Source organism: Escherichia sp. 10290, from assembly GCF_030295155.1.
Classification (GTDB): domain Bacteria; phylum Pseudomonadota; class Gammaproteobacteria; order Enterobacterales; family Enterobacteriaceae; genus Escherichia; species Escherichia coli_F.
In genome coordinates this window covers 3,355,965-3,376,288 of the sequence record NZ_AP025741.1, presented here as the reverse complement: position 1 = coordinate 3,376,288, position 20,324 = coordinate 3,355,965, and the positions used below count along the sequence as shown (strand labels likewise).

Below are 20,324 nucleotides of genomic sequence, written 5' to 3'. Positions count from 1 at the left end.
ATCCTTGTTATCTCACCAGCTTTTCGGCACGCTGGTGTTTGGCCTGATACATATTGTGATCGGCCAGCTCTTGTAATTTTTCCGCAGAGGCATGCTCAATGGTCATCGCGTAACCAATGCTTAATGTCATGGTGGTCTGATGACCATTATGAAGATCAAACGGGCGATTAAAGATTTGTGTCAGTGCTGAGCAAATCCGCTGTACTTCGGATTCCGACTGTACACCAAAGAGGACCATCGCAAATTCATCGCCGCCTATGCGGTATGCTTTATGTTGCAGCCCGCCAAATTCAGCTAACCGTTTTGCTACCTCAATCAAGACACGATCGCCCGTCGCATGACCCCAGGTATCATTGATATATTTGAAATTATCGCCATCAAGAAATAGTAACGCCGACGTTTTTCGGGCGTCGGAACTGCTCATCAACGTGTTGATGCCGCTACGAAACGCAGCCCGGTTCGCCAGCCCGGTTAATGGGTCATGTAGCGCGGTACGTAGCAGCTGCGCATTTTTAGCCTGTAAGCGAAGCTGCCACTCTTCCATTTCATCCAGCAGACTGTTGAAGTCGAGAGCGAAGCGGTGAAACTCAGCGATACGTTCTTCCGAAACTCGTCGGGAAAAATTGCGGTTGGAACGCACATCATGTACGACATCGGTGATATTTTTCAGCGCTTCCACCAGGCCATTGTGCAAATGGCGGGTGAGGGTAATTGCGATGCCTGATGCCAGCAGAATACAACCGGTCAGGACAGCGAGCGAAAACCAGATAAAATGGCTGATCGAGCTGTCGCGAGCGGTTAAGCGTACTTCGCCAATGGTTTCACCATTGTGACGAATCGGCTGAGTGATGGGGGCAGGGAAGAGCCAGTGGCTTATGAAATTGCTGAAAGTATCGCCTGGATCCTTACGGGTGTAATGCCAGGATGCCAGAATATTTTGCTGCTTATCACGCACTTCTGCAGTTGAAAATTGCCCTTGCTTCCCCAGCGCTGCCAGTGTTTGAGTTGCTGCAGGGCCATCGGCAAAAACGACCGCTGCTTCCAGACTGTAAGTCATTGTTGCTGCTGTCAGTGCCAGGTTTTTTTGCGCGTACTGTTTCAGGGTCAGCACCGAGGTCACGGAAAGCAGCAACCAGATCAGCATCATAGTGATAAATATGCTGGTCATACTGATGTTGCGTAATGCTCTTTTAAACGTGGGGCGCTTATTAAGAGAATTATCGTTATCCATCATTTTTCTTCCGTGCGAGCATTAAGACATCCGGGTTGACCTTTACACCGCTACGCGATAAGGCATCCAGGTTTACGGCAAATCTGACGTCATTATTGTGGATGATCAGACAAAAGGCGCTACCAATAATGCAATCGGTATTTTGTTCGGCAATTAATAATAACGCCTTTGACGGATATTGTTCGGTTAATTCCATCTGGAATGTCGGTGACTCCTTGCCAAAATAAAAACCATTGCAGCCTGAAATCATCGCCTCTTGTTGAGTGTGAATGATGACAGGCAAATAAGGCAAAGATGTCGCGGCATTCTCTTGTAGGGCGGTACTAAAACGTGAAGATGAAAAGATACATAACTTTGGTGGCCCTGATAGCACGGGCCAGCGGGTGTAACTGACAATACCGGAAACCATCATACGCACGTTTTTCGCAACGTCAGAAGGTTCCTGAGCGAGTATTGGTGCTCCCGTCAGCAGGAGAATCAGCAGTAAGAACAGTCGGTGAGAAAAACGCATTCAGGGATCCTCACCATCTTCGCTCGAAATGCATCGATATTTTTTCAGAATGCTCATTAAAATATCATTCTTTCATGCGTTCGTCATCAATGTGAGAAATAAAACACAATGAGTAGAATCTCATGTTTAATTTATTTGTGGGGGTTTAATTAATTTAATCGTATTGTGCTGGCATTTTCATCAGCCCCTTTTTGCCATACTTCATGCAGTTGGCTGGCATTTTCAACATTGTTGCAGCTGGCAGGAAAGATTTTACCGGAAAGTCCTCGGGCATAAGTAAAATCGGTCTGGCAAGTTTTCTTTTGTCCTTCGGCATATCCTTTAAGGTATAGACCGCGATCCGCCTGTGAATCGCTAAATGCATCGTCTTCTTTTATGGCGTTGCCCGATATCGCATCTTCCATACCAACATCATACCAGTCGGTGCTGGTCAAGGTTGGCGCGTGAGTATAAGGATCAATCTGACATCCGCTAACCAGTAAAGCCAACAAGGGGGCGATAAACTTTTTCATCATTTCTTTCTCCTTTTTCAAAGCATAGCGGATTGTTTTCAAAGGCGATGTAAATTTATTTATACATAAACAAGGGTTAAAAGCGCGAATAAATTGCTTGTGTAAAGAAAAATGTACGAAATATGGATTGAAAACTTTACTTTATGTGTTATCGTTACGTCATCCTCGCTGAGGATCAACTATCGCAAACGAGCATAAACAGGATCGCCATCATGCAAAAAGACGCGCTGAATAACGTACATATTACCGACGAACAAGTTTTAATGACTCCGGAACAACTGAAGGCCGCTTTTCCATTAAGCCTGCAACAGGAAGCCCAGATTGCTGACTCGCGTAAAACCATTTCAGATATTATCGCCGGGCGCGATCCTCGTCTGTTGGTAGTATGTGGTCCTTGTTCCATTCATGATCCGGAAACTGCTCTGGAATATGCTCGTCGATTTAAAGCCCTTGCCGCAGAGGTCAGCGATAGCCTCTATCTGGTAATGCGCGTCTATTTTGAAAAACCCCGTACCACTGTCGGTTGGAAAGGGTTGATTAACGATCCCCATATGGATGGCTCTTTTGATGTAGAAGCCGGGCTGCAGATCGCGCGTAAATTGCTGCTTGAGCTGGTGAATATGGGACTGCCACTGGCGACGGAAGCGTTAGATCCTAATAGCCCGCAATACCTGGGCGATCTGTTTAGCTGGTCAGCAATTGGTGCTCGTACAACGGAATCGCAAACACACCGTGAAATGGCCTCCGGGCTTTCCATGCCGGTTGGTTTTAAAAACGGCACCGACGGCAGCCTTGCAACGGCTATTAACGCTATGCGTGCCGCCGCCCAGCCGCACCGTTTTGTTGGCATTAACCAGGCAGGGCAGGTTGCGTTGCTACAAACTCAGGGGAATCCGGACGGGCATGTGATCCTGCGCGGTGGTAAAGCGCCGAACTATAGCCCTGCGGATGTTGCGCAATGTGAAAAAGAGATGGAACAGGCGGGACTGCGCCCGTCTCTGATGGTAGATTGCAGCCACGGTAATTCCAATAAAGATTATCGCCGTCAGCCTGCGGTGGCAGAATCCGTGGTTGCTCAAATCAAAGATGGCAATCGCTCAATTATTGGTCTGATGATCGAAAGTAATATCCACGAGGGCAATCAGTCTTCCGAGCAACCGCGCAGTGAAATGAAATACGGTGTATCCGTAACCGATGCCTGCATTAGTTGGGAAATGACCGATGCCTTGCTGCGTGAAATTCATCAGGATCTGAACGGGCAGCTGACGGCTCGCGTGGCTTAAGAGGTTTATTATGGTTGCTGAATTGACCGCATTACGCGATCAAATTGATGAAGTCGATAAAGCGCTGCTGAATTTATTAGCGAAGCGTCTGGAACTGGTTGCTGAAGTTGGCGAGGTGAAAAGCCGCTTTGGACTGCCTATTTATGTTCCGGAGCGCGAGGCATCTATGCTGGCCTCGCGGCGTGCAGAGGCGGAAGCTCTGGGTGTACCGCCAGATCTGATTGAGGATGTTTTGCGTCGGGTGATGCGTGAATCTTACTCCAGTGAAAACGACAAAGGATTTAAAACGCTTTGTCCGTCTCTGCGTCCGGTGGTTATCGTCGGTGGTGGCGGTCAGATGGGACGTCTGTTCGAGAAGATGCTGGCACTCTCGGGTTATCAGGTGCGGATTCTGGAGCAACATGACTGGGATCGAGCGGCTGATATTGTTGCCGATGCCGGAATGGTGATTGTTAGTGTGCCCATCCACGTTACTGAACAAGTTATTGGCAAATTACCGCCTTTACCGAAAGATTGTATTCTGGTCGATCTGGCATCGGTGAAAAATGGACCATTACAGGCCATGCTGGCGGCGCATGATGGTCCGGTGCTGGGGTTACACCCGATGTTCGGCCCGGACAGCGGTAGCCTGGCAAAGCAAGTTGTGGTCTGGTGTGATGGACGTAAGCCGGAAGCATACCAATGGTTTCTGGAGCAAATTCAGGTCTGGGGCGCTCGGCTGCATCGTATTAGCGCTGTCGAGCACGATCAGAATATGGCGTTTATTCAGGCACTGCGCCACTTTGCTACTTTTGCTTATGGGCTGCACCTGGCAGAAGAAAATGTTCAGCTTGAGCAACTTCTGGCGCTTTCTTCGCCGATTTACCGCCTTGAGCTGGCGATGGTTGGGCGACTGTTTGCTCAGGATCCGCAACTGTATGCCGACATTATTATGTCGTCAGAGCGTAATCTGGCGTTAATCAAACGTTACTATAAGCGTTTCGGCGAGGCGATTGAGTTGCTGGAGCAGGGCGATAAGCAGGCGTTTATTGACAGTTTCCGCAAGGTGGAGCACTGGTTCGGCGATTACGCACAGCGTTTTCAGAGTGAAAGCCGCGTGTTATTGCGTCAGGCGAATGACAGTCGCCAGTAATAATCCAGTGCCGGGTGGCGTGTTTCACCCGGCACGATTTCATTATGCCGGATCGACTGGTACCACATTCTCGCTTGGGTAACAGCCCAGGACTTTCATCGAGCGAGTGATTTCACCTAGCTCTTTCAACGCCTGTTGCATTTCCGCTGATTCCAGATTGGCCTGAATATCCAGATAAAACATCTCTTCCCACGGGTTTCCGTGAATCGGGCGTGATTCCAGACGGGTCATAATCAGATTGTGGTTGCGCAGTACCAGCAACGCTTCAACCAGCGCACCAGCTTGTTGTCCGGTCGCCATTAACAACGTCGTTTTCGCCGGAACCTGGTCAGAAACGTTAATGGCTTTACGTGCCAACACCACAAATCGGGTGAAGTTTTGTCGCTGATTCGCTTCAATATGCTCCAGTACCTGCAAACCGTACAAAGTGCCGCCAGCTTCGCTTCCCAACGCAGCAACATGCGGTGATTTTGCCTGTGCAACCTTTTCCATTGCCGCAGACGTACTTTCGGTATATTCAATCTTCCAGTGCGGATAACGATTAAGGAATTTGCTGCATTGCTGGAATGGCTGCGGATGGCTGTAGACCGTATTAATGGTGGATAAATCAGTAGTGCCGGAGACCAACAAACAATGATCGATAGTTAACGTCATCTCGCCAACAATCGACAAACTGGTATGTTGCAGCAGATCGTAAACGTCGTTTATGGCACCGGAGCTGGTATTTTCAATCGGTACGACGGCATAGTCGGCCTGGCCGGTTTCCACCTGATTAAAAATATCGGCAAATTTGGCGCAGCCACTTTCAATGAATTGCTCAAAGTGACGCGCAGCGTACTGACGAGCGGCAAGATGTGAATAGGAGCCTTTGGGGCCGAGAAAAGCGATGCGTGCTGAGTGCGGATTAATTTTATTGAGATGTTGCTGGAGCAGTGCCTGCTGAGTTAATACGGAATCTTCAATGATGAGCTGGAACAGGCGAGTAATGTAATGGGCGTCCAGATGGTGCGCTTTACCGAGCGTAATTAATCTTTCCAGCAAATCGCGTTCGCGATCAATATCACGTACCGGGCGATGAGAGAGCAGTTTGGCTTTTCCCACCTCGACGGCCAGTTCGCGCCGCTCTGCCAGTAATGCTAATAATTTTTCATCCAGCGCGCTGATTTTCTCTCGCAGCGCCAGTAACGGGTTTTCCGATGTCATAGTGTTGCCTTTTTGTTATCAATAAAAAAGGCCCCCCGGTTTGGGAGGCCTTATTGTTCGTCTTCGCATTCTGTTTCACACGACGAAACGCCTCCCATTCAGGGGAAGGTAAAAAAGAATGCGAAGAAAAACGGTGTGTGTTTCATGTTTGTTTCCTTAAGTGACTTTAGTACAGTACCCGTACTGTTTTCACGCTGTCAACAAAAAACGCGCCCGAAGGCGCGTTGGCGATACACTCAATATAAAGGACTACTCTTCTTCAACTTCTTCGACGAAGTTGGCGTCTTTCACCGATGTTGCGGCACGACGTGCTTCGCCTTTGTGCTGCAGTTTATTGAGCTGCCGTTCCAGCTTGTTGATCAATTCGTTAATTGCGGTGTACATATCTTCATGTTTACCACTGGCAACCAGAACGCCGTTAGGTGTATTGATTGTGGCGTCAGCAACAAAACCTTGTGGCTCTTTGGACAGAATGATATGTGGATTAATCAGATGTGTTTGCCATTTTTCCAGTTTGGCGAGACGGTCTGCGACATGTTGGCGGATGGCCGGAGTAATTTCCATTTGTTTGCTGGTAATGTTCATTGTCATAAATTTTACCTCTTGTCTTCCCGTCTTGGTGAATTCAGCATACCGTTCCTGATGTCAAAATGTGTGATGGAAATCTCATAATTTTGTCACTTTTTGTCAACGAATCTTTTTTGTGAGAAATCGCAGGAAGAGGTGTTTTTTTACTTGAGGAATATCTCAAAGCGAGCCATATTTGATGAGATCGGTAGTGACTAAATCGCTTCAGTTACACAACTAACAGAATAAAAAAACGGTAGCTCAAGGCTGTAATGCCAGTCAGTTAAGCAACTGACTGGCTCTTTTTTGGGGCTGTGGGGTATTTCCAGGGCCTCTCCTTTACCACTCTCGGGAAGGCCCTTTCCCTTCTTGTCGGTAATTTCACAAGTTGTCCCATACTTGCAAGATCGCGCATCAGCTCCGGTATACGTCCCGGTGAAGCGCATGGCGTCCGTCATCGACGTCAGCAGATGGCTGGTCAGTTCCATCTGGCAGACCATTTTGACCTGCGGGTAGAGCGCCGGGGTCCCGGTATGTGTCTGGCGAGGGAAGGCTGCATCGTTCTCTGGTGTATCCGGTGTGCGCCAGAACACACCATCGATGGCCAGCAGGGTCAGGCCGCACCAGTGCGGATGCGGCGTGGCGTTATGCCAGAGCTGCGCTGTTTTCGTGAACACGCGGCGGACAGCCTCACTTCCCAGGCGCTGGCGGGCCTGAATAACGGCACTGGGGGCAACGAAGGGGCGATTGCCCGGCAGCATGATGTCCAGGCGATTCACAATCTGGTGAAGAGGTTCTTTACGCTCAAGCGCCATGCCAACAATACACCAGACCATCATTTCGAGGGGAAGACGGCGCTTGCGTAGCGTTACAGTACCTGATTCGGCAAGGCAACGAGAGATGAGTTCGGGGTCGAGGTAATCCCCCAGAGAAGTCAGTGGGTTACGCAGAGAATCGTAACGGGATACCAAATCAAGGGCCTGTCCAATGAGCATAAAAAAAATCCGGAAACGAGTGAGCGTTTCCGGATTCTTACACAGGCACTGGATCGGTCAACTGATCCTTAACTGATCGGCATTACAGCTCAAGGCTGCCGTTTTGTGTTTCAGGTTTCTGTTATGTATTGCTGCTGTTTGCGGCGATGATTTTCGCTACTTTTTCAGCTTGCGCATTCATCTGCATCTGACGGTATGCATTTTCCATCAGCGGCAGCGCATCACGCGTAGCCTGGGTATCCGGATAGTCGCGCAACATGTCTTCTACGCGGTTAACGACAGCAACCCATGCACCACGTTCTGTATAGTACTCGGCAACGGAGTATTCATATTTCGCCAGACGATCTTTCAGGAATACCAGACGTTTGGTGGCATCGGTGGTGTACTGACTGTTCGGATAGCCGCGCACCAGTTTGGAAAAGTCACTAAACGCAGCTCGTGCATGTTGAGGATCGCGATCGCTACGGTCAACGCCAAAGAACCCTTGCAGCGCACTGTCATCCAGCGCCATATTGGTCAGGCCACGCATGTACATGACATAATCGATATTCGGATGGGTCGGGTTAAGGCGAATAAAACGATCGATGGCAGCCTGTGCTAACGGCAAATCGGCGTTTTTATAGTAGGCGTAGATGAGATCCAGCTGCACCTGCTGCGAATACGGACCAAACGGATAGCGATTATCTAACGCTTCCAGTTGCGTTATTGCCTGTCTCCAGTTACCGTCCTGCAGCTTTTGTTGTGCAGTCGCGTAAATTTCATTTGGCGGATTATCAGGTACTTCTTCCTTTGACCCCGAGCAACCCGCCAAAAACAGGCTTAGTGTGGCGGCTGCCACCAGATATTTCATGCGCGTCATGACGTTTTGACTTTCCTCAAAATGTAATACGGGAGATTCTCTGTTCCTGCTCCCGGTTAAGACCAGCTACAATAGCACACTATATTAAACGGCAAAGCCGTAAAACCCCAACGATAAACGAAGAAGCAGTATATATGGCACAACGAGTACAGCTCACTGCAACGGTGTCCGAAAACCAACTCGGTCAACGCTTAGATCAGGCTTTGGCCGAAATGTTCCCGGATTATTCACGTTCGCGAATAAAAGAATGGATCCTCGACCAGCGCGTGCTGGTTAACGGCAAAGTTTGCGATAAGCCGAAAGAAAAAGTATTGGGTGGCGAGCAGGTGGCCATCAACGCTGAGATTGAAGAAGAAGCGCGTTTTGAACCGCAGGATATCCCGCTGGATATCGTCTATGAAGATGAAGATATCATCGTCATTAATAAACCACGCGACCTGGTGGTACATCCTGGCGCGGGTAACCCGGATGGCACGGTACTGAATGCGTTGCTTCATTATTATCCGCCCATTGCCGATGTACCGCGTGCGGGCATCGTCCATCGTCTGGATAAAGACACCACCGGCCTGATGGTTGTGGCAAAAACCGTTCCGGCTCAGACGCGTTTAGTCGAATCTTTGCAACGGCGTGAAATTACTCGTGAGTATGAAGCGGTGGCAATTGGTCATATGACCGCTGGCGGTACAGTAGATGAACCAATCAGCCGCCACCCGACCAAACGTACTCACATGGCGGTGCATCCGATGGGTAAACCGGCGGTCACTCACTATCGCATCATGGAACACTTCCGTGTGCACACGCGTCTGCGGTTGCGTCTGGAAACCGGACGTACGCACCAGATCCGCGTGCATATGGCCCATATCACTCATCCGCTGGTGGGCGATCCGGTTTATGGCGGCCGTCCGCGTCCGCCAAAAGGTGCTTCGGAAGCGTTTATCTCCACGCTGCGTAAGTTTGACCGCCAGGCGCTTCATGCAACCATGCTGCGTCTTTATCACCCGATCTCCGGCATCGAAATGGAATGGCATGCGCCTATTCCACAAGATATGGTGGAGCTGATTGAGGTGATGCGCGCCGATTTCGAAGAGCATAAGGATGAAGTGGACTGGTTATGAGTAAGCTGATTGTCCCGCAGTGGCCGCTGCCAAAAGGTGTTGCGGCCTGTAGCTCTACCCGTATCGGCGGCGTGAGCTTGCCGCCGTATGACTCGCTCAACCTCGGTGCCCATTGTGGCGATAACCCGGATTACGTCGAGGAAAATCGTAAGCGACTTTTTGCTGCGGGCAATTTGCCTTCAAAACCGGTCTGGCTTGAGCAGGTACACGGCAAAGATGTGCTTAAGCTTACTGGCGGACCTTATGCCTCAAAACGAGCGGATGCCTCTTATAGCAATACGCCCGGCACGGTTTGCGCCGTGATGACGGCTGACTGCCTCCCTGTGCTGTTTTGCAATCGAGCGGGAACGGAAGTCGCCGCCGCTCATGCTGGCTGGCGTGGACTGTGCGCAGGCGTGCTGGAAGAGACGGTTTCCTGTTTTGCTGATAATCCCGAAAACATTCTCGCCTGGTTAGGGCCGGCAATTGGTCCACGCGCGTTTGAAGTGGGAGCGGAGGTTCGCGAGGCGTTTATGGCAGTAGACGCCAAAGCGAGTGCAGCTTTCATTCAGCATGGAGATAAATATCTGGCGGATATTTATCAGCTTGCCCGGCAGCGTCTGGCGAATGTTGGTGTTGAGCAAATTTTCGGCGGTGACCGCTGTACATACACAGAAAATGAGACATTCTTCTCTTATCGTCGCGACAAGACCACTGGTCGTATGGCAAGTTTCATTTGGCTGATATAACCTAAAGAATCAAGACGATCCGGTACGCGTGATTTTCTTTTCACATTAATCTGGTCAATAACCTTGAATAATTGAGGGATGACCTCATTTAATCTCCAGTAGCAACTTTGATCCGTTATGGGAGGAGTTATGCGTCTGGATCGTCTTACTAATAAATTCCAGCTTGCTCTTGCCGATGCCCAATCACTTGCACTCGGGCACGACAACCAATTCATCGAACCACTTCATTTAATGAGCGCCCTGCTGAATCAGGAAGGGGGTTCGGTTAGTCCTTTATTAACATCCGCCGGCATCAATGCTGGTCAGTTGCGCACAGATATCAATCAGGCATTAAATCGTTTACCGCAGGTTGAAGGCACTGGTGGCGATGTCCAGCCCTCACAGGATCTGGTGCGCGTTCTTAATCTTTGCGACAAGCTGGCGCAAAAACGTGGTGATAACTTTATCTCGTCAGAACTGTTCGTTCTGGCGGCACTTGAGTCTCGCGGCACGCTGGCCGACATCCTGAAAGCAGCAGGGGCGACCACCGCCAACATTACTCAAGCGATTGAACAAATGCGTGGAGGTGAAAGCGTGAACGATCAAGGAGCTGAAGACCAACGTCAGGCTTTGAAAAAATACACTATCGACCTCACCGAACGAGCCGAACAAGGCAAACTCGATCCGGTGATTGGCCGTGATGAAGAAATTCGCCGTACCATTCAGGTACTGCAACGTCGTACTAAAAATAACCCGGTGCTGATTGGTGAACCAGGCGTTGGTAAAACAGCCATCGTTGAAGGTCTGGCTCAGCGTATTATCAATGGCGAAGTACCGGAAGGGCTGAAAGGCCGCCGCGTACTGGCGCTGGATATGGGCGCGCTGGTGGCCGGGGCGAAATATCGCGGTGAGTTTGAAGAACGTTTAAAAGGCGTGCTTAACGATCTCGCCAAACAGGAAGGCAACGTCATCCTGTTTATCGACGAATTACATACCATGGTCGGTGCGGGTAAAGCCGATGGCGCAATGGATGCCGGCAACATGCTGAAACCGGCGCTGGCGCGTGGTGAATTGCACTGCGTAGGTGCCACGACGCTTGACGAATATCGCCAGTACATCGAAAAAGATGCTGCGCTGGAACGTCGTTTCCAGAAAGTGTTTGTTGCCGAGCCTTCTGTTGAAGACACCATTGCTATTCTGCGTGGCCTGAAAGAACGTTACGAACTGCACCACCATGTGCAAATTACTGACCCGGCAATTGTTGCAGCGGCGACGTTGTCTCATCGCTACATTGCTGACCGTCAGTTGCCGGATAAAGCCATCGACCTGATCGATGAAGCAGCATCCAGCATTCGTATGCAGATTGACTCAAAACCAGAAGAACTCGACCGACTCGATCGTCGTATCATCCAGCTCAAACTGGAACAACAGGCGTTAATGAAAGAGTCTGATGAAGCCAGTAAAAAACGCCTGGATATGCTCAACGAAGAACTGAGCGACAAAGAACGTCAGTATTCCGAGTTAGAAGAAGAGTGGAAAGCTGAGAAAGCGTCGCTTTCTGGTACGCAGACCATTAAAGCGGAACTGGAACAGGCGAAAATCGCCATTGAACAGGCTCGCCGTGTGGGTGATCTGGCGCGGATGTCTGAACTGCAATATGGCAAAATTCCAGAACTGGAAAAGCAACTGGAAGCCGCAACGCAGCTCGAAGGCAAAACTATGCGTCTCTTGCGTAATAAAGTGACCGACGCCGAAATTGCTGAAGTGCTGGCGCGTTGGACGGGGATTCCGGTTTCTCGCATGATGGAAAGCGAGCGCGAAAAACTGCTGCGTATGGAGCAAGAACTGCACCATCGCGTTATTGGTCAGAACGAAGCGGTTGATGCGGTATCTAACGCTATTCGTCGTAGCCGTGCGGGGCTTGCGGATCCAAATCGCCCGATTGGTTCATTCCTGTTCCTTGGCCCAACTGGTGTGGGTAAAACTGAGCTTTGTAAGGCGCTGGCGAACTTTATGTTTGATAGCGACGAGGCGATGGTCCGTATCGATATGTCCGAGTTTATGGAGAAACACTCGGTGTCTCGTCTGGTTGGTGCGCCTCCGGGATATGTCGGTTATGAAGAAGGTGGCTACCTGACCGAAGCGGTGCGTCGTCGTCCGTATTCCGTCATCCTGCTGGATGAAGTGGAAAAAGCGCATCCGGATGTCTTCAACATTCTGTTGCAGGTACTGGATGATGGACGTCTGACTGACGGGCAGGGGAGAACGGTCGACTTCCGTAATACGGTTGTCATTATGACCTCTAACCTAGGTTCCGATTTGATTCAGGAACGCTTCGGTGAACTGGATTATGCGCACATGAAAGAGCTGGTACTCGGTGTGGTAAGCCATAACTTCCGTCCGGAATTCATTAACCGTATCGATGAAGTGGTGGTCTTCCATCCGCTGGGTGAACAGCACATTGCGTCGATTGCGCAGATTCAGTTGAAACGTCTGTACAAACGTCTGGAAGAACGTGGTTATGAAATCCACATTTCTGACGAGGCGCTGAAACTGCTGAGCGAGAACGGTTACGATCCGGTCTATGGTGCACGTCCTCTGAAACGTGCTATCCAGCAGCAGATCGAAAACCCGCTGGCACAGCAAATACTGTCTGGTGAATTGGTTCCGGGTAAAGTTATTCGCCTGGAAGTTAATGAAGACAGGATTGTCGCCGTCCAGTAATGATAAAACGAGTCCTTCGGGGCTCGTTTTTGTCTATAAATTAGACGGAAAAGACTATATTCAAGATGTTTTGCCTGAAAAATGAGCGAACGATAAAGTTTTTATATTTTTCGCTTGTCAGGCCGGAATAACTCCCTATAATGCGCCACCACTGACACGGAACAACGGCAAACACGCCGCCGGGTCAGCGAGGTTCTCCTGAGAATCTCGACAGAGAAAAGCAAAAAAAATGCTTGACTCTGTAGCGGGAAAGCGTATTATGCACACCCCGCGCCGCTGAGAAAAAGCGAAGCGGCACTGCTCTTTAACAATTTATCAGACAATCTGTGTGGGCACTCGAAGATACGGATTCTTAACGTCGCAAGACGAAAAATGAATACCAAGTCTCAAGAGTGAACACGTAATTCATTACGAAGTTTAATTCTTTGAGCATCAAACTTTTAAATTGAAGAGTTTGATCATGGCTCAGATTGAACGCTGGCGGCAGGCCTAACACATGCAAGTCGAACGGTAACAGGAATCAGCTTGCTGATTCGCTGACGAGTGGCGGACGGGTGAGTAATGTCTGGGAAACTGCCTGATGGAGGGGGATAACTACTGGAAACGGTAGCTAATACCGCATAATGTCGCAAGACCAAAGAGGGGGACCTTCGGGCCTCTTGCCATCGGATGTGCCCAGATGGGATTAGCTAGTAGGTGGGGTAACGGCTCACCTAGGCGACGATCCCTAGCTGGTCTGAGAGGATGACCAGCCACACTGGAACTGAGACACGGTCCAGACTCCTACGGGAGGCAGCAGTGGGGAATATTGCACAATGGGCGCAAGCCTGATGCAGCCATGCCGCGTGTATGAAGAAGGCCTTCGGGTTGTAAAGTACTTTCAGCGGGGAGGAAGGGAGTAAAGTTAATACCTTTGCTCATTGACGTTACCCGCAGAAGAAGCACCGGCTAACTCCGTGCCAGCAGCCGCGGTAATACGGAGGGTGCAAGCGTTAATCGGAATTACTGGGCGTAAAGCGCACGCAGGCGGTTTGTTAAGTCAGATGTGAAATCCCCGGGCTCAACCTGGGAACTGCATCTGATACTGGCAAGCTTGAGTCTCGTAGAGGGGGGTAGAATTCCAGGTGTAGCGGTGAAATGCGTAGAGATCTGGAGGAATACCGGTGGCGAAGGCGGCCCCCTGGACGAAGACTGACGCTCAGGTGCGAAAGCGTGGGGAGCAAACAGGATTAGATACCCTGGTAGTCCACGCCGTAAACGATGTCGACTTGGAGGTTGTGCCCTTGAGGCGTGGCTTCCGGAGCTAACGCGTTAAGTCGACCGCCTGGGGAGTACGGCCGCAAGGTTAAAACTCAAATGAATTGACGGGGGCCCGCACAAGCGGTGGAGCATGTGGTTTAATTCGATGCAACGCGAAGAACCTTACCTGGTCTTGACATCCACGGAAGTTTTCAGAGATGAGAATGTGCCTTCGGGAACCGTGAGACAGGTGCTGCATGGCTGTCGTCAGCTCGTGTTGTGAAATGTTGGGTTAAGTCCCGCAACGAGCGCAACCCTTATCCTTTGTTGCCAGCGGTCCGGCCGGGAACTCAAAGGAGACTGCCAGTGATAAACTGGAGGAAGGTGGGGATGACGTCAAGTCATCATGGCCCTTACGACCAGGGCTACACACGTGCTACAATGGCGCATACAAAGAGAAGCGACCTCGCGAGAGCAAGCGGACCTCATAAAGTGCGTCGTAGTCCGGATTGGAGTCTGCAACTCGACTCCATGAAGTCGGAATCGCTAGTAATCGTGGATCAGAATGCCACGGTGAATACGTTCCCGGGCCTTGTACACACCGCCCGTCACACCATGGGAGTGGGTTGCAAAAGAAGTAGGTAGCTTAACCTTCGGGAGGGCGCTTACCACTTTGTGATTCATGACTGGGGTGAAGTCGTAACAAGGTAACCGTAGGGGAACCTGCGGTTGGATCACCTCCTTACCTTAAAGAACTGTTCTTTGCAGTGCTCACACAGATTGTCTGATGAAAAGTGAATAGCAAGGCGTTTACGCGTTGGGAGTGAGGCTGAAGAGAATAAGGCCGTTCGCTTTCTGTTAATGAAAGCTCACCCTACACGAAAATATCACGCAGCGCGTGATAAGCAATTTTCGTGTCCCCTTCGTCTAGAGGCCCAGGACACCGCCCTTTCACGGCGGTAACAGGGGTTCGAATCCCCTAGGGGACGCCACTTGCTGGTTTGTGAGTGAAAGTCGCCGACCTTGATATCGTTAAAGATGACTTACGAGTCATGTTTAAGATATTTGCTCTTTAAAAATCTGGATCAAGCTGAAAATTGAAACACTGAACAACGAAAGTTGTTCGTGAGTCTCTCAAATTTTCGCAATCAGAAGTGAAACATCTTCGGGTTGTGAGGTTAAGCGACTAAGCGTACACGGTGGATGCCCTGGCAGTCAGAGGCGATGAAGGACGTGCTAATCTGCGATAAGCGTCGGTAAGGTGATATGAACCGTTATAACCGGCGATTTCCGAATGGGGAAACCCAGTGTGTTTCGACACACTATCATTAACTGAATCCATAGGTTAATGAGGCGAACCGGGGGAACTGAAACATCTAAGTACCCCGAGGAAAAGAAATCAACCGAGATTCCCCCAGTAGCGGCGAGCGAACGGGGAGGAGCCCAGAGCCTGAATCAGTGTGTGTGTTAGTGGAAGCGTCTGGAAAGGCGCGCGATACAGGGTGACAGCCCCGTACACAAAAATGCACATGCTGTGAGCTCGATGAGTAGGGCGGGACACGTGGTATCCTGTCTGAATATGGGGGGACCATCCTCCAAGGCTAAATACTCCTGACTGACCGATAGTGAACCAGTACCGTGAGGGAAAGGCGAAAAGAACCCCGGCGAGGGGAGTGAAAAAGAACCTGAAACCGTGTACGTACAAGCAGTGGGAGCCTCTTTATGGGGTGACTGCGTACCTTTTGTATAATGGGTCAGCGACTTATATTCTGTAGCAAGGTTAACCGAATAGGGGAGCCGAAGGGAAACCGAGTCTTAACTGGGCGTTAAGTTGCAGGGTATAGACCCGAAACCCGGTGATCTAGCCATGGGCAGGTTGAAGGTTGGGTAACACTAACTGGAGGACCGAACCGACTAATGTTGAAAAATTAGCGGATGACTTGTGGCTGGGGGTGAAAGGCCAATCAAACCGGGAGATAGCTGGTTCTCCCCGAAAGCTATTTAGGTAGCGCCTCGTGAATTCATCTCCGGGGGTAGAGCACTGTTTCGGCAAGGGGGTCATCCCGACTTACCAACCCGATGCAAACTGCGAATACCGGAGAATGTTATCACGGGAGACACACGGCGGGTGCTAACGTCCGTCGTGAAGAGGGAAACAACCCAGACCGCCAGCTAAGGTCCCAAAGTCATGGTTAAGTGGGAAACGATGTGGGAAGGCCCAGACAGCCAGGATGTTGGCTTAGAAGCAGCCATCATTTAAAGAAAGCGTAATAGCTCACTGGTCGAGTCGGCCTGCGCGGAAGATGTAACGGGGCTAAACCATGCACCGAAGCTGCGGCAGCGACGCTTATGCGTTGTTGGGTAGGGGAGCGTTCTGTAAGCCTGCGAAGGTGTACTGTGAGGTATGCTGGAGGTATCAGAAGTGCGAATGCTGACATAAGTAACGATAAAGCGGGTGAAAAGCCCGCTCGCCGGAAGACCAAGGGTTCCTGTCCAACGTTAATCGGGGCAGGGTGAGTCGACCCCTAAGGCGAGGCCGAAAGGCGTAGTCGATGGGAAACAGGTTAATATTCCTGTACTTGGTGTTACTGCGAAGGGGGGACGGAGAAGGCTATGTTGGCCGGGCGACGGTTGTCCCGGTTTAAGCGTGTAGGCTGGTTTTCCAGGCAAATCCGGAAAATCAAGGCTGAGGCGTGATGACGAGGCACTACGGTGCTGAAGCAACAAATGCCCTGCTTCCAGGAAAAGCCTCTAAGCATCAGGTAACATCAAATCGTACCCCAAACCGACACAGGTGGTCAGGTAGAGAATACCAAGGCGCTTGAGAGAACTCGGGTGAAGGAACTAGGCAAAATGGTGCCGTAACTTCGGGAGAAGGCACGCTGATATGTAGGTGAAGCGACTTGCTCGTGGAGCTGAAATCAGTCGAAGATACCAGCTGGCTGCAACTGTTTATTAAAAACACAGCACTGTGCAAACACGAAAGTGGACGTATACGGTGTGACGCCTGCCCGGTGCCGGAAGGTTAATTGATGGGGTTAGCGGTAACGCGAAGCTCTTGATCGAAGCCCCGGTAAACGGCGGCCGTAACTATAACGGTCCTAAGGTAGCGAAATTCCTTGTCGGGTAAGTTCCGACCTGCACGAATGGCGTAATGATGGCCAGGCTGTCTCCACCCGAGACTCAGTGAAATTGAACTCGCTGTGAAGATGCAGTGTACCCGCGGCAAGACGGAAAGACCCCGTGAACCTTTACTATAGCTTGACACTGAACATTGAGCCTTGATGTGTAGGATAGGTGGGAGGCTTTGAAGTGTGGACGCCAGTCTGCATGGAGCCGACCTTGAAATACCACCCTTTAATGTTTGATGTTCTAACGTAGGCCCCTTATCGGGGTTGCGGACAGTGTCTGGTGGGTAGTTTGACTGGGGCGGTCTCCTCCTAAAGAGTAACGGAGGAGCACGAAGGTTGGCTAATCCTGGTCGGACATCAGGAGGTTAGTGCAATGGCATAAGCCAGCTTGACTGCGAGCGTGACGGCGCGAGCAGGTGCGAAAGCAGGTCATAGTGATCCGGTGGTTCTGAATGGAAGGGCCATCGCTCAACGGATAAAAGGTACTCCGGGGATAACAGGCTGATACCGCCCAAGAGTTCATATCGACGGCGGTGTTTGGCACCTCGATGTCGGCTCATCACATCCTGGGGCTGAAGTAGGTCCCAAGGGTATGGCTGTTCGCCATTTAAAGTGGTACGCGAGCTGGGTTTAGAACGTCGTGAGACAGTTCGGTCCCTATCTGCCGTGGGCGCTGGAGAACTGAGGGGGGCTGCTCCTAGTACGAGAGGACCGGAGTGGACGCATCACTGGTGTTCGGGTTGTCATGCCAATGGCACTGCCCGGTAGCTAAATGCGGAAGAGATAAGTGCTGAAAGCATCTAAGCACGAAACTTGCCCCGAGATGAGTTCTCCCTGACCCTTTAAGGGTCCTGAAGGAACGTTGAAGACGACGACGTTGATAGGCCGGGTGTGTAAGCGCAGCGATGCGTTGAGCTAACCGGTACTAATGAACCGTGAGGCTTAACCTTACAACGCCGAAGATGTTTTGGCGGAAGAGACATCGATAAGTAAGCTTGATAACAGATTAAATCAGAACGCAGAAGCGGTCTGATAAAACAGAATTTGCCTGGCGGCCTTAGCGCGGTGGTCCCACCTGACCCCATGCCGAACTCAGAAGTGAAACGCCGTAGCGCCGATGGTAGTGTGGGGTCTCCCCATGCGAGAGTAGGGAACTGCCAGGCATCAAATTAAGCAGAAGGCCATCCGTCAGGATGGCCTTTTTGCGCTGGTGCGGAAAAAATGCCGGATGCGACGCTGGCTGCATCTTATCCGTCCTACGCTCCCACATAAGCCAGATTCAACAGCGAATACGGCTTCCCCAACTTGCCCACTTCTATACGTCCTCCATACCTGAATTCTATACTGAAGATCCTCAATAACTATTCCCCTGCTAACTAAATTCATGGTTAAGGTTGCATAATTACATGCAACAAATGTATAACATTTTCTTTGCCAAAAAATAACGATAACCGATAAAGCATCGGATTACGGCAGGAGACATAATGGCATGACTGAAAGTACTGTAACGGCAGACAGCAAACTGACAAGTAGTGATACTCGTCGCCGCATCTGGGCAATTGTGGGGGCCTCTTCAGGTAATTTGGTCGAGTGGTTCGATTTCTATGTCTACTCGTTCTGTTCACTCTACTTCGCCCACATCTTCTTCCCTTCCGGGAACACGACGACTCAACTACTGCAAACAGCAGGTGTTTTTGCTGCGGGATTTCTGATGCGCCCAATAGGCGGTTGGCTATTTGGCCGGATAGCCGATAAACATGGTCGCAAAAAATCGATGTTGTTATCGGTGTGTATGATGTGTTTCGGCTCACTGGTTATCGCCTGTTTGCCAGGCTACGAAACAATCGGTACCTGGGCTCCGGCATTATTGCTTCTTGCTCGTTTATTCCAGGGATTATCCGTTGGCGGAGAATATGGCACCAGCGCCACCTATATGAGTGAAGTTGCCGTTGAAGGGCGCAAAGGTTTTTACGCATCATTTCAGTATGTGACGTTGATCGGCGGGCAACTGCTAGCTCTACTGGTTGTCGTGGTTTTACAACACACCATGGAAGACGCTGCACTCAGAGAGTGGGGATGGCGTATTCCTTTCGCGTTAGGAGCTGTGTTAGCTGTTGTGGCGTTGTGGTTACGTCGTCAGTTAGATGAAACTTCACAACAAGAAACACGCGCTTTAAAAGAAGCTGGATCTCTGAAAGGATTATGGCGCAATCGCCGTGCATTCATCATGGTTCTCGGTTTTACCGCTGCGGGCTCCCTTTGTTTCTATACCTTCACCACTTATATGCAGAAGTATCTGGTAAATACTGCGGGAATGCATGCCAACGTGGCGAGTGGCATTATGACTGCCGCATTGTTTGTATTCATGCTTATTCAACCACTTATTGGCGCGCTGTCGGATAAGATTGGTCGTCGTACCTCAATGTTATGTTTCGGTTCTCTGGCAACCATTTTTACCGTTCCTATTCTCTCAGCATTGCAGAACGTTTCTTCGCCTTATGCCGCTTTTGGTCTAGTGATGTGCGCCCTGCTGATAGTGAGTTTTTATACTTCAATCAGTGGAATACTAAAGGCTGAAATGTTCCCGGCACAGGTTCGCGCATTAGGTGTTGGTCTGTCGTATGCGGTCGCCAATGCTATATTTGGTGGCTCAGCAGAGTACGTAGCGTTGTCGCTGAAATCAATAGGAATGGAAACAGCCTTCTTCTGGTATGTGACCTTGATGGCCGTGGTGGCGTTTCTGGTTTCTTTGATGCTACATCGCAAAGGGAAGGGGATGCGCCTTTAATTATGCGCCAACTGCCAGACGGTATAGCCAGTAGTTGCACCGGCGACATCCCAGGTAAAATCTTTCCAGCTCCAGCCGCTCCCCTCGGGGCGGCTATCCCAAAGTTCTTTTGACGCGCCCAGCCCAACAGAGAACATCAGCCCGAAAGTGGCACTGCGATCGCGACTCATCCCCTGATGCTGTGAATATTCATTTCCGGCAGCGGAAAGCATCGCCGAGGCGATAAAGTGTTGAGCTTTATCCTGCCCGCTCCAGCTATCGTTAGCCATATGGCTGCATCCAGAAAGTAACAATAGCGAACAGACAAAAAGAATACGCAAAACGTGG

At 50.4% G+C, this 20,324-nt stretch carries 14 protein-coding genes, 1 tRNA gene, 3 rRNA genes, 1 pseudogene and 1 other annotated feature; of the genes and pseudogenes, 10 read left to right on the top strand and 9 right to left on the bottom strand.

Going from position 1 to position 20,324, the window contains the following annotated elements:
• Positions 1 to 7: 7 nt before the first annotated feature.
• The 3 genes from dgcN to QUE74_RS17010 form a co-directional block, all read right to left on the bottom strand.
• Entirely contained in the window at positions 8 to 1,234 is a 1,227-nt protein-coding gene (dgcN, locus tag QUE74_RS17020) for a diguanylate cyclase DgcN/YfiN (RefSeq protein WP_000969055.1), read from the bottom strand.
• Entirely contained in the window at positions 1,224 to 1,742 is a 519-nt protein-coding gene (gene yfiR / locus QUE74_RS17015; protein ID WP_001212403.1) for a regulatory sequestration protein YfiR, read from the bottom strand. Before yfiR ends, dgcN begins: the two co-directional genes overlap by 11 nt.
• Before the next feature lie 149 nt (positions 1,743 to 1,891).
• Positions 1,892 to 2,257: a DUF2799 domain-containing protein gene (locus tag QUE74_RS17010; RefSeq protein ID WP_001355408.1), complete on the bottom strand. Its 366-nt coding sequence runs from the start codon at positions 2,255 to 2,257 to the stop codon at positions 1,892 to 1,894.
• Between the two features lie 209 nt (positions 2,258 to 2,466).
• Here QUE74_RS17010 and aroF point away from each other — a divergent pair, with 209 nt between their 5' ends.
• Together aroF and tyrA are read left to right on the top strand one after the other, a co-directional pair.
• A complete protein-coding gene (gene aroF, locus QUE74_RS17005; RefSeq protein WP_001168045.1) occupies positions 2,467 to 3,537 on the top strand; it encodes a 3-deoxy-7-phosphoheptulonate synthase AroF in 1,071 nt (356 codons plus the stop codon).
• A gap of 10 nt (positions 3,538 to 3,547) precedes the next feature.
• Entirely contained in the window at positions 3,548 to 4,669 is a 1,122-nt protein-coding gene (gene tyrA, locus QUE74_RS17000; protein WP_000225210.1) for a bifunctional chorismate mutase/prephenate dehydrogenase, read from the top strand.
• A gap of 42 nt (positions 4,670 to 4,711) precedes the next feature.
• On the opposite strand, the gene pheA is transcribed toward tyrA, so the two are convergent.
• The 5 genes and pseudogenes from pheA to bamD all read right to left on the bottom strand — a co-directional run bounded on the left by pheA (position 4,712) and on the right by bamD (position 8,293).
• Positions 4,712 to 5,872 carry a bifunctional chorismate mutase/prephenate dehydratase gene (gene pheA, locus QUE74_RS16995; protein WP_000200113.1) on the bottom strand — a complete coding sequence of 387 codons (1,161 nt, stop codon included), beginning with the start codon at positions 5,870 to 5,872 and terminating at the stop codon, positions 4,712 to 4,714.
• Between the two features lie 21 nt (positions 5,873 to 5,893).
• Positions 5,894 to 6,019: a sequence feature (Phe leader region), on the bottom strand.
• Entirely contained in the window at positions 5,971 to 6,018 is a 48-nt protein-coding gene (gene pheL, locus QUE74_RS16990) for a pheA operon leader peptide PheL (RefSeq protein ID WP_001386991.1), read from the bottom strand. (Overlaps the previous feature by 48 nt.)
• A 102-nt stretch (positions 6,020 to 6,121) precedes the next feature.
• The gene (raiA, locus tag QUE74_RS16985) at positions 6,122 to 6,463 is read right to left on the bottom strand and encodes a ribosome-associated translation inhibitor RaiA (RefSeq protein WP_000178456.1); all 342 of its coding nucleotides are present in this window, start codon (positions 6,461 to 6,463) and stop codon (positions 6,122 to 6,124) included.
• Positions 6,464 to 6,722: 259 nt separating this feature from the next.
• Positions 6,723 to 7,434 (bottom strand): annotated as a pseudogene (locus QUE74_RS16980) (IS4 family transposase).
• Between the two features lie 121 nt (positions 7,435 to 7,555).
• Positions 7,556 to 8,293 (bottom strand): outer membrane protein assembly factor BamD, encoded by a 738-nt coding sequence (gene bamD / locus QUE74_RS16975; protein WP_000197678.1) that lies wholly within the window; start codon positions 8,291 to 8,293, stop codon positions 7,556 to 7,558.
• 134 nt (positions 8,294 to 8,427) lie between these two features.
• Here bamD and rluD point away from each other — a divergent pair, with 134 nt between their 5' ends.
• The 8 genes from rluD to kgtP all read left to right on the top strand — a co-directional run bounded on the left by rluD (position 8,428) and on the right by kgtP (position 19,997).
• Positions 8,428 to 9,408 carry a 23S rRNA pseudouridine(1911/1915/1917) synthase RluD gene (rluD, locus tag QUE74_RS16970; protein ID WP_000079112.1) on the top strand — a complete coding sequence of 327 codons (981 nt, stop codon included), beginning with the start codon at positions 8,428 to 8,430 and terminating at the stop codon, positions 9,406 to 9,408.
• The gene (gene yfiH, locus QUE74_RS16965; RefSeq protein WP_000040158.1) at positions 9,405 to 10,136 is read left to right on the top strand and encodes a purine nucleoside phosphorylase YfiH; all 732 of its coding nucleotides are present in this window, start codon (positions 9,405 to 9,407) and stop codon (positions 10,134 to 10,136) included. The genes rluD and yfiH overlap by 4 nt, the downstream gene beginning before the upstream one ends.
• 129 nt (positions 10,137 to 10,265) lie before the next feature.
• Positions 10,266 to 12,839: an ATP-dependent chaperone ClpB gene (gene clpB / locus QUE74_RS16960; RefSeq protein ID WP_001235102.1), complete on the top strand. Its 2,574-nt coding sequence runs from the start codon at positions 10,266 to 10,268 to the stop codon at positions 12,837 to 12,839.
• Positions 12,840 to 13,281: 442 nt separating this feature from the next.
• A 16S ribosomal RNA gene (locus QUE74_RS16955) occupies positions 13,282 to 14,823 on the top strand.
• A 171-nt stretch (positions 14,824 to 14,994) separates the two neighbouring features.
• Positions 14,995 to 15,070 (top strand) — tRNA-Glu (locus tag QUE74_RS16950).
• 184 nt (positions 15,071 to 15,254) lie between these two features.
• Positions 15,255 to 18,159: ribosomal RNA gene (locus tag QUE74_RS16945) — 23S ribosomal RNA — on the top strand.
• A 97-nt stretch (positions 18,160 to 18,256) separates the two neighbouring features.
• Positions 18,257 to 18,372 (top strand): 5S ribosomal RNA (gene rrf, locus QUE74_RS16940).
• The 16S, 23S and 5S rRNA genes sit together here with 1 tRNA gene alongside, the layout of an rRNA operon.
• 326 nt (positions 18,373 to 18,698) lie before the next feature.
• The gene (gene kgtP / locus QUE74_RS16935) at positions 18,699 to 19,997 is read left to right on the top strand and encodes an alpha-ketoglutarate permease (RefSeq protein WP_000140612.1); all 1,299 of its coding nucleotides are present in this window, start codon (positions 18,699 to 18,701) and stop codon (positions 19,995 to 19,997) included.
• Here kgtP and QUE74_RS16930 read toward each other — a convergent pair.
• Entirely contained in the window at positions 19,994 to 20,317 is a 324-nt protein-coding gene (locus tag QUE74_RS16930) for a YfiM family lipoprotein (protein ID WP_001221087.1), read from the bottom strand. The two genes, kgtP and QUE74_RS16930, sit on opposite strands and share 4 nt — an antisense overlap.
• Positions 20,318 to 20,324: the final 7 nt, after the last annotated feature.

Excerpts from the sequence above, each read along its gene's own strand:
- kgtP (WP_000140612.1), top strand. The coding sequence starts at position 18,699 with ATGACTGAAAGTACTGTAACGGCAGACAGCAAACTGACAAGTAGTGAT.
- dgcN (WP_000969055.1), bottom strand. The coding sequence starts at position 1,234 with ATGATGGATAACGATAATTCTCTTAATAAGCGCCCCACGTTTAAAAGA.
- bamD (WP_000197678.1), bottom strand. The coding sequence starts at position 8,293 with ATGACGCGCATGAAATATCTGGTGGCAGCCGCCACACTAAGCCTGTTT.
- raiA (WP_000178456.1), bottom strand. The coding sequence starts at position 6,463 with ATGACAATGAACATTACCAGCAAACAAATGGAAATTACTCCGGCCATC.
- clpB (WP_001235102.1), top strand. The coding sequence starts at position 10,266 with ATGCGTCTGGATCGTCTTACTAATAAATTCCAGCTTGCTCTTGCCGAT.
- pheA (WP_000200113.1), bottom strand. The coding sequence starts at position 5,872 with ATGACATCGGAAAACCCGTTACTGGCGCTGCGAGAGAAAATCAGCGCG.
- QUE74_RS17010 (WP_001355408.1), bottom strand. The coding sequence starts at position 2,257 with ATGATGAAAAAGTTTATCGCCCCCTTGTTGGCTTTACTGGTTAGCGGA.
- rluD (WP_000079112.1), top strand. The coding sequence starts at position 8,428 with ATGGCACAACGAGTACAGCTCACTGCAACGGTGTCCGAAAACCAACTC.
- yfiH (WP_000040158.1), top strand. The coding sequence starts at position 9,405 with ATGAGTAAGCTGATTGTCCCGCAGTGGCCGCTGCCAAAAGGTGTTGCG.
- aroF (WP_001168045.1), top strand. The coding sequence starts at position 2,467 with ATGCAAAAAGACGCGCTGAATAACGTACATATTACCGACGAACAAGTT.
- yfiR (WP_001212403.1), bottom strand. The coding sequence starts at position 1,742 with ATGCGTTTTTCTCACCGACTGTTCTTACTGCTGATTCTCCTGCTGACG.
- tyrA (WP_000225210.1), top strand. The coding sequence starts at position 3,548 with ATGGTTGCTGAATTGACCGCATTACGCGATCAAATTGATGAAGTCGAT.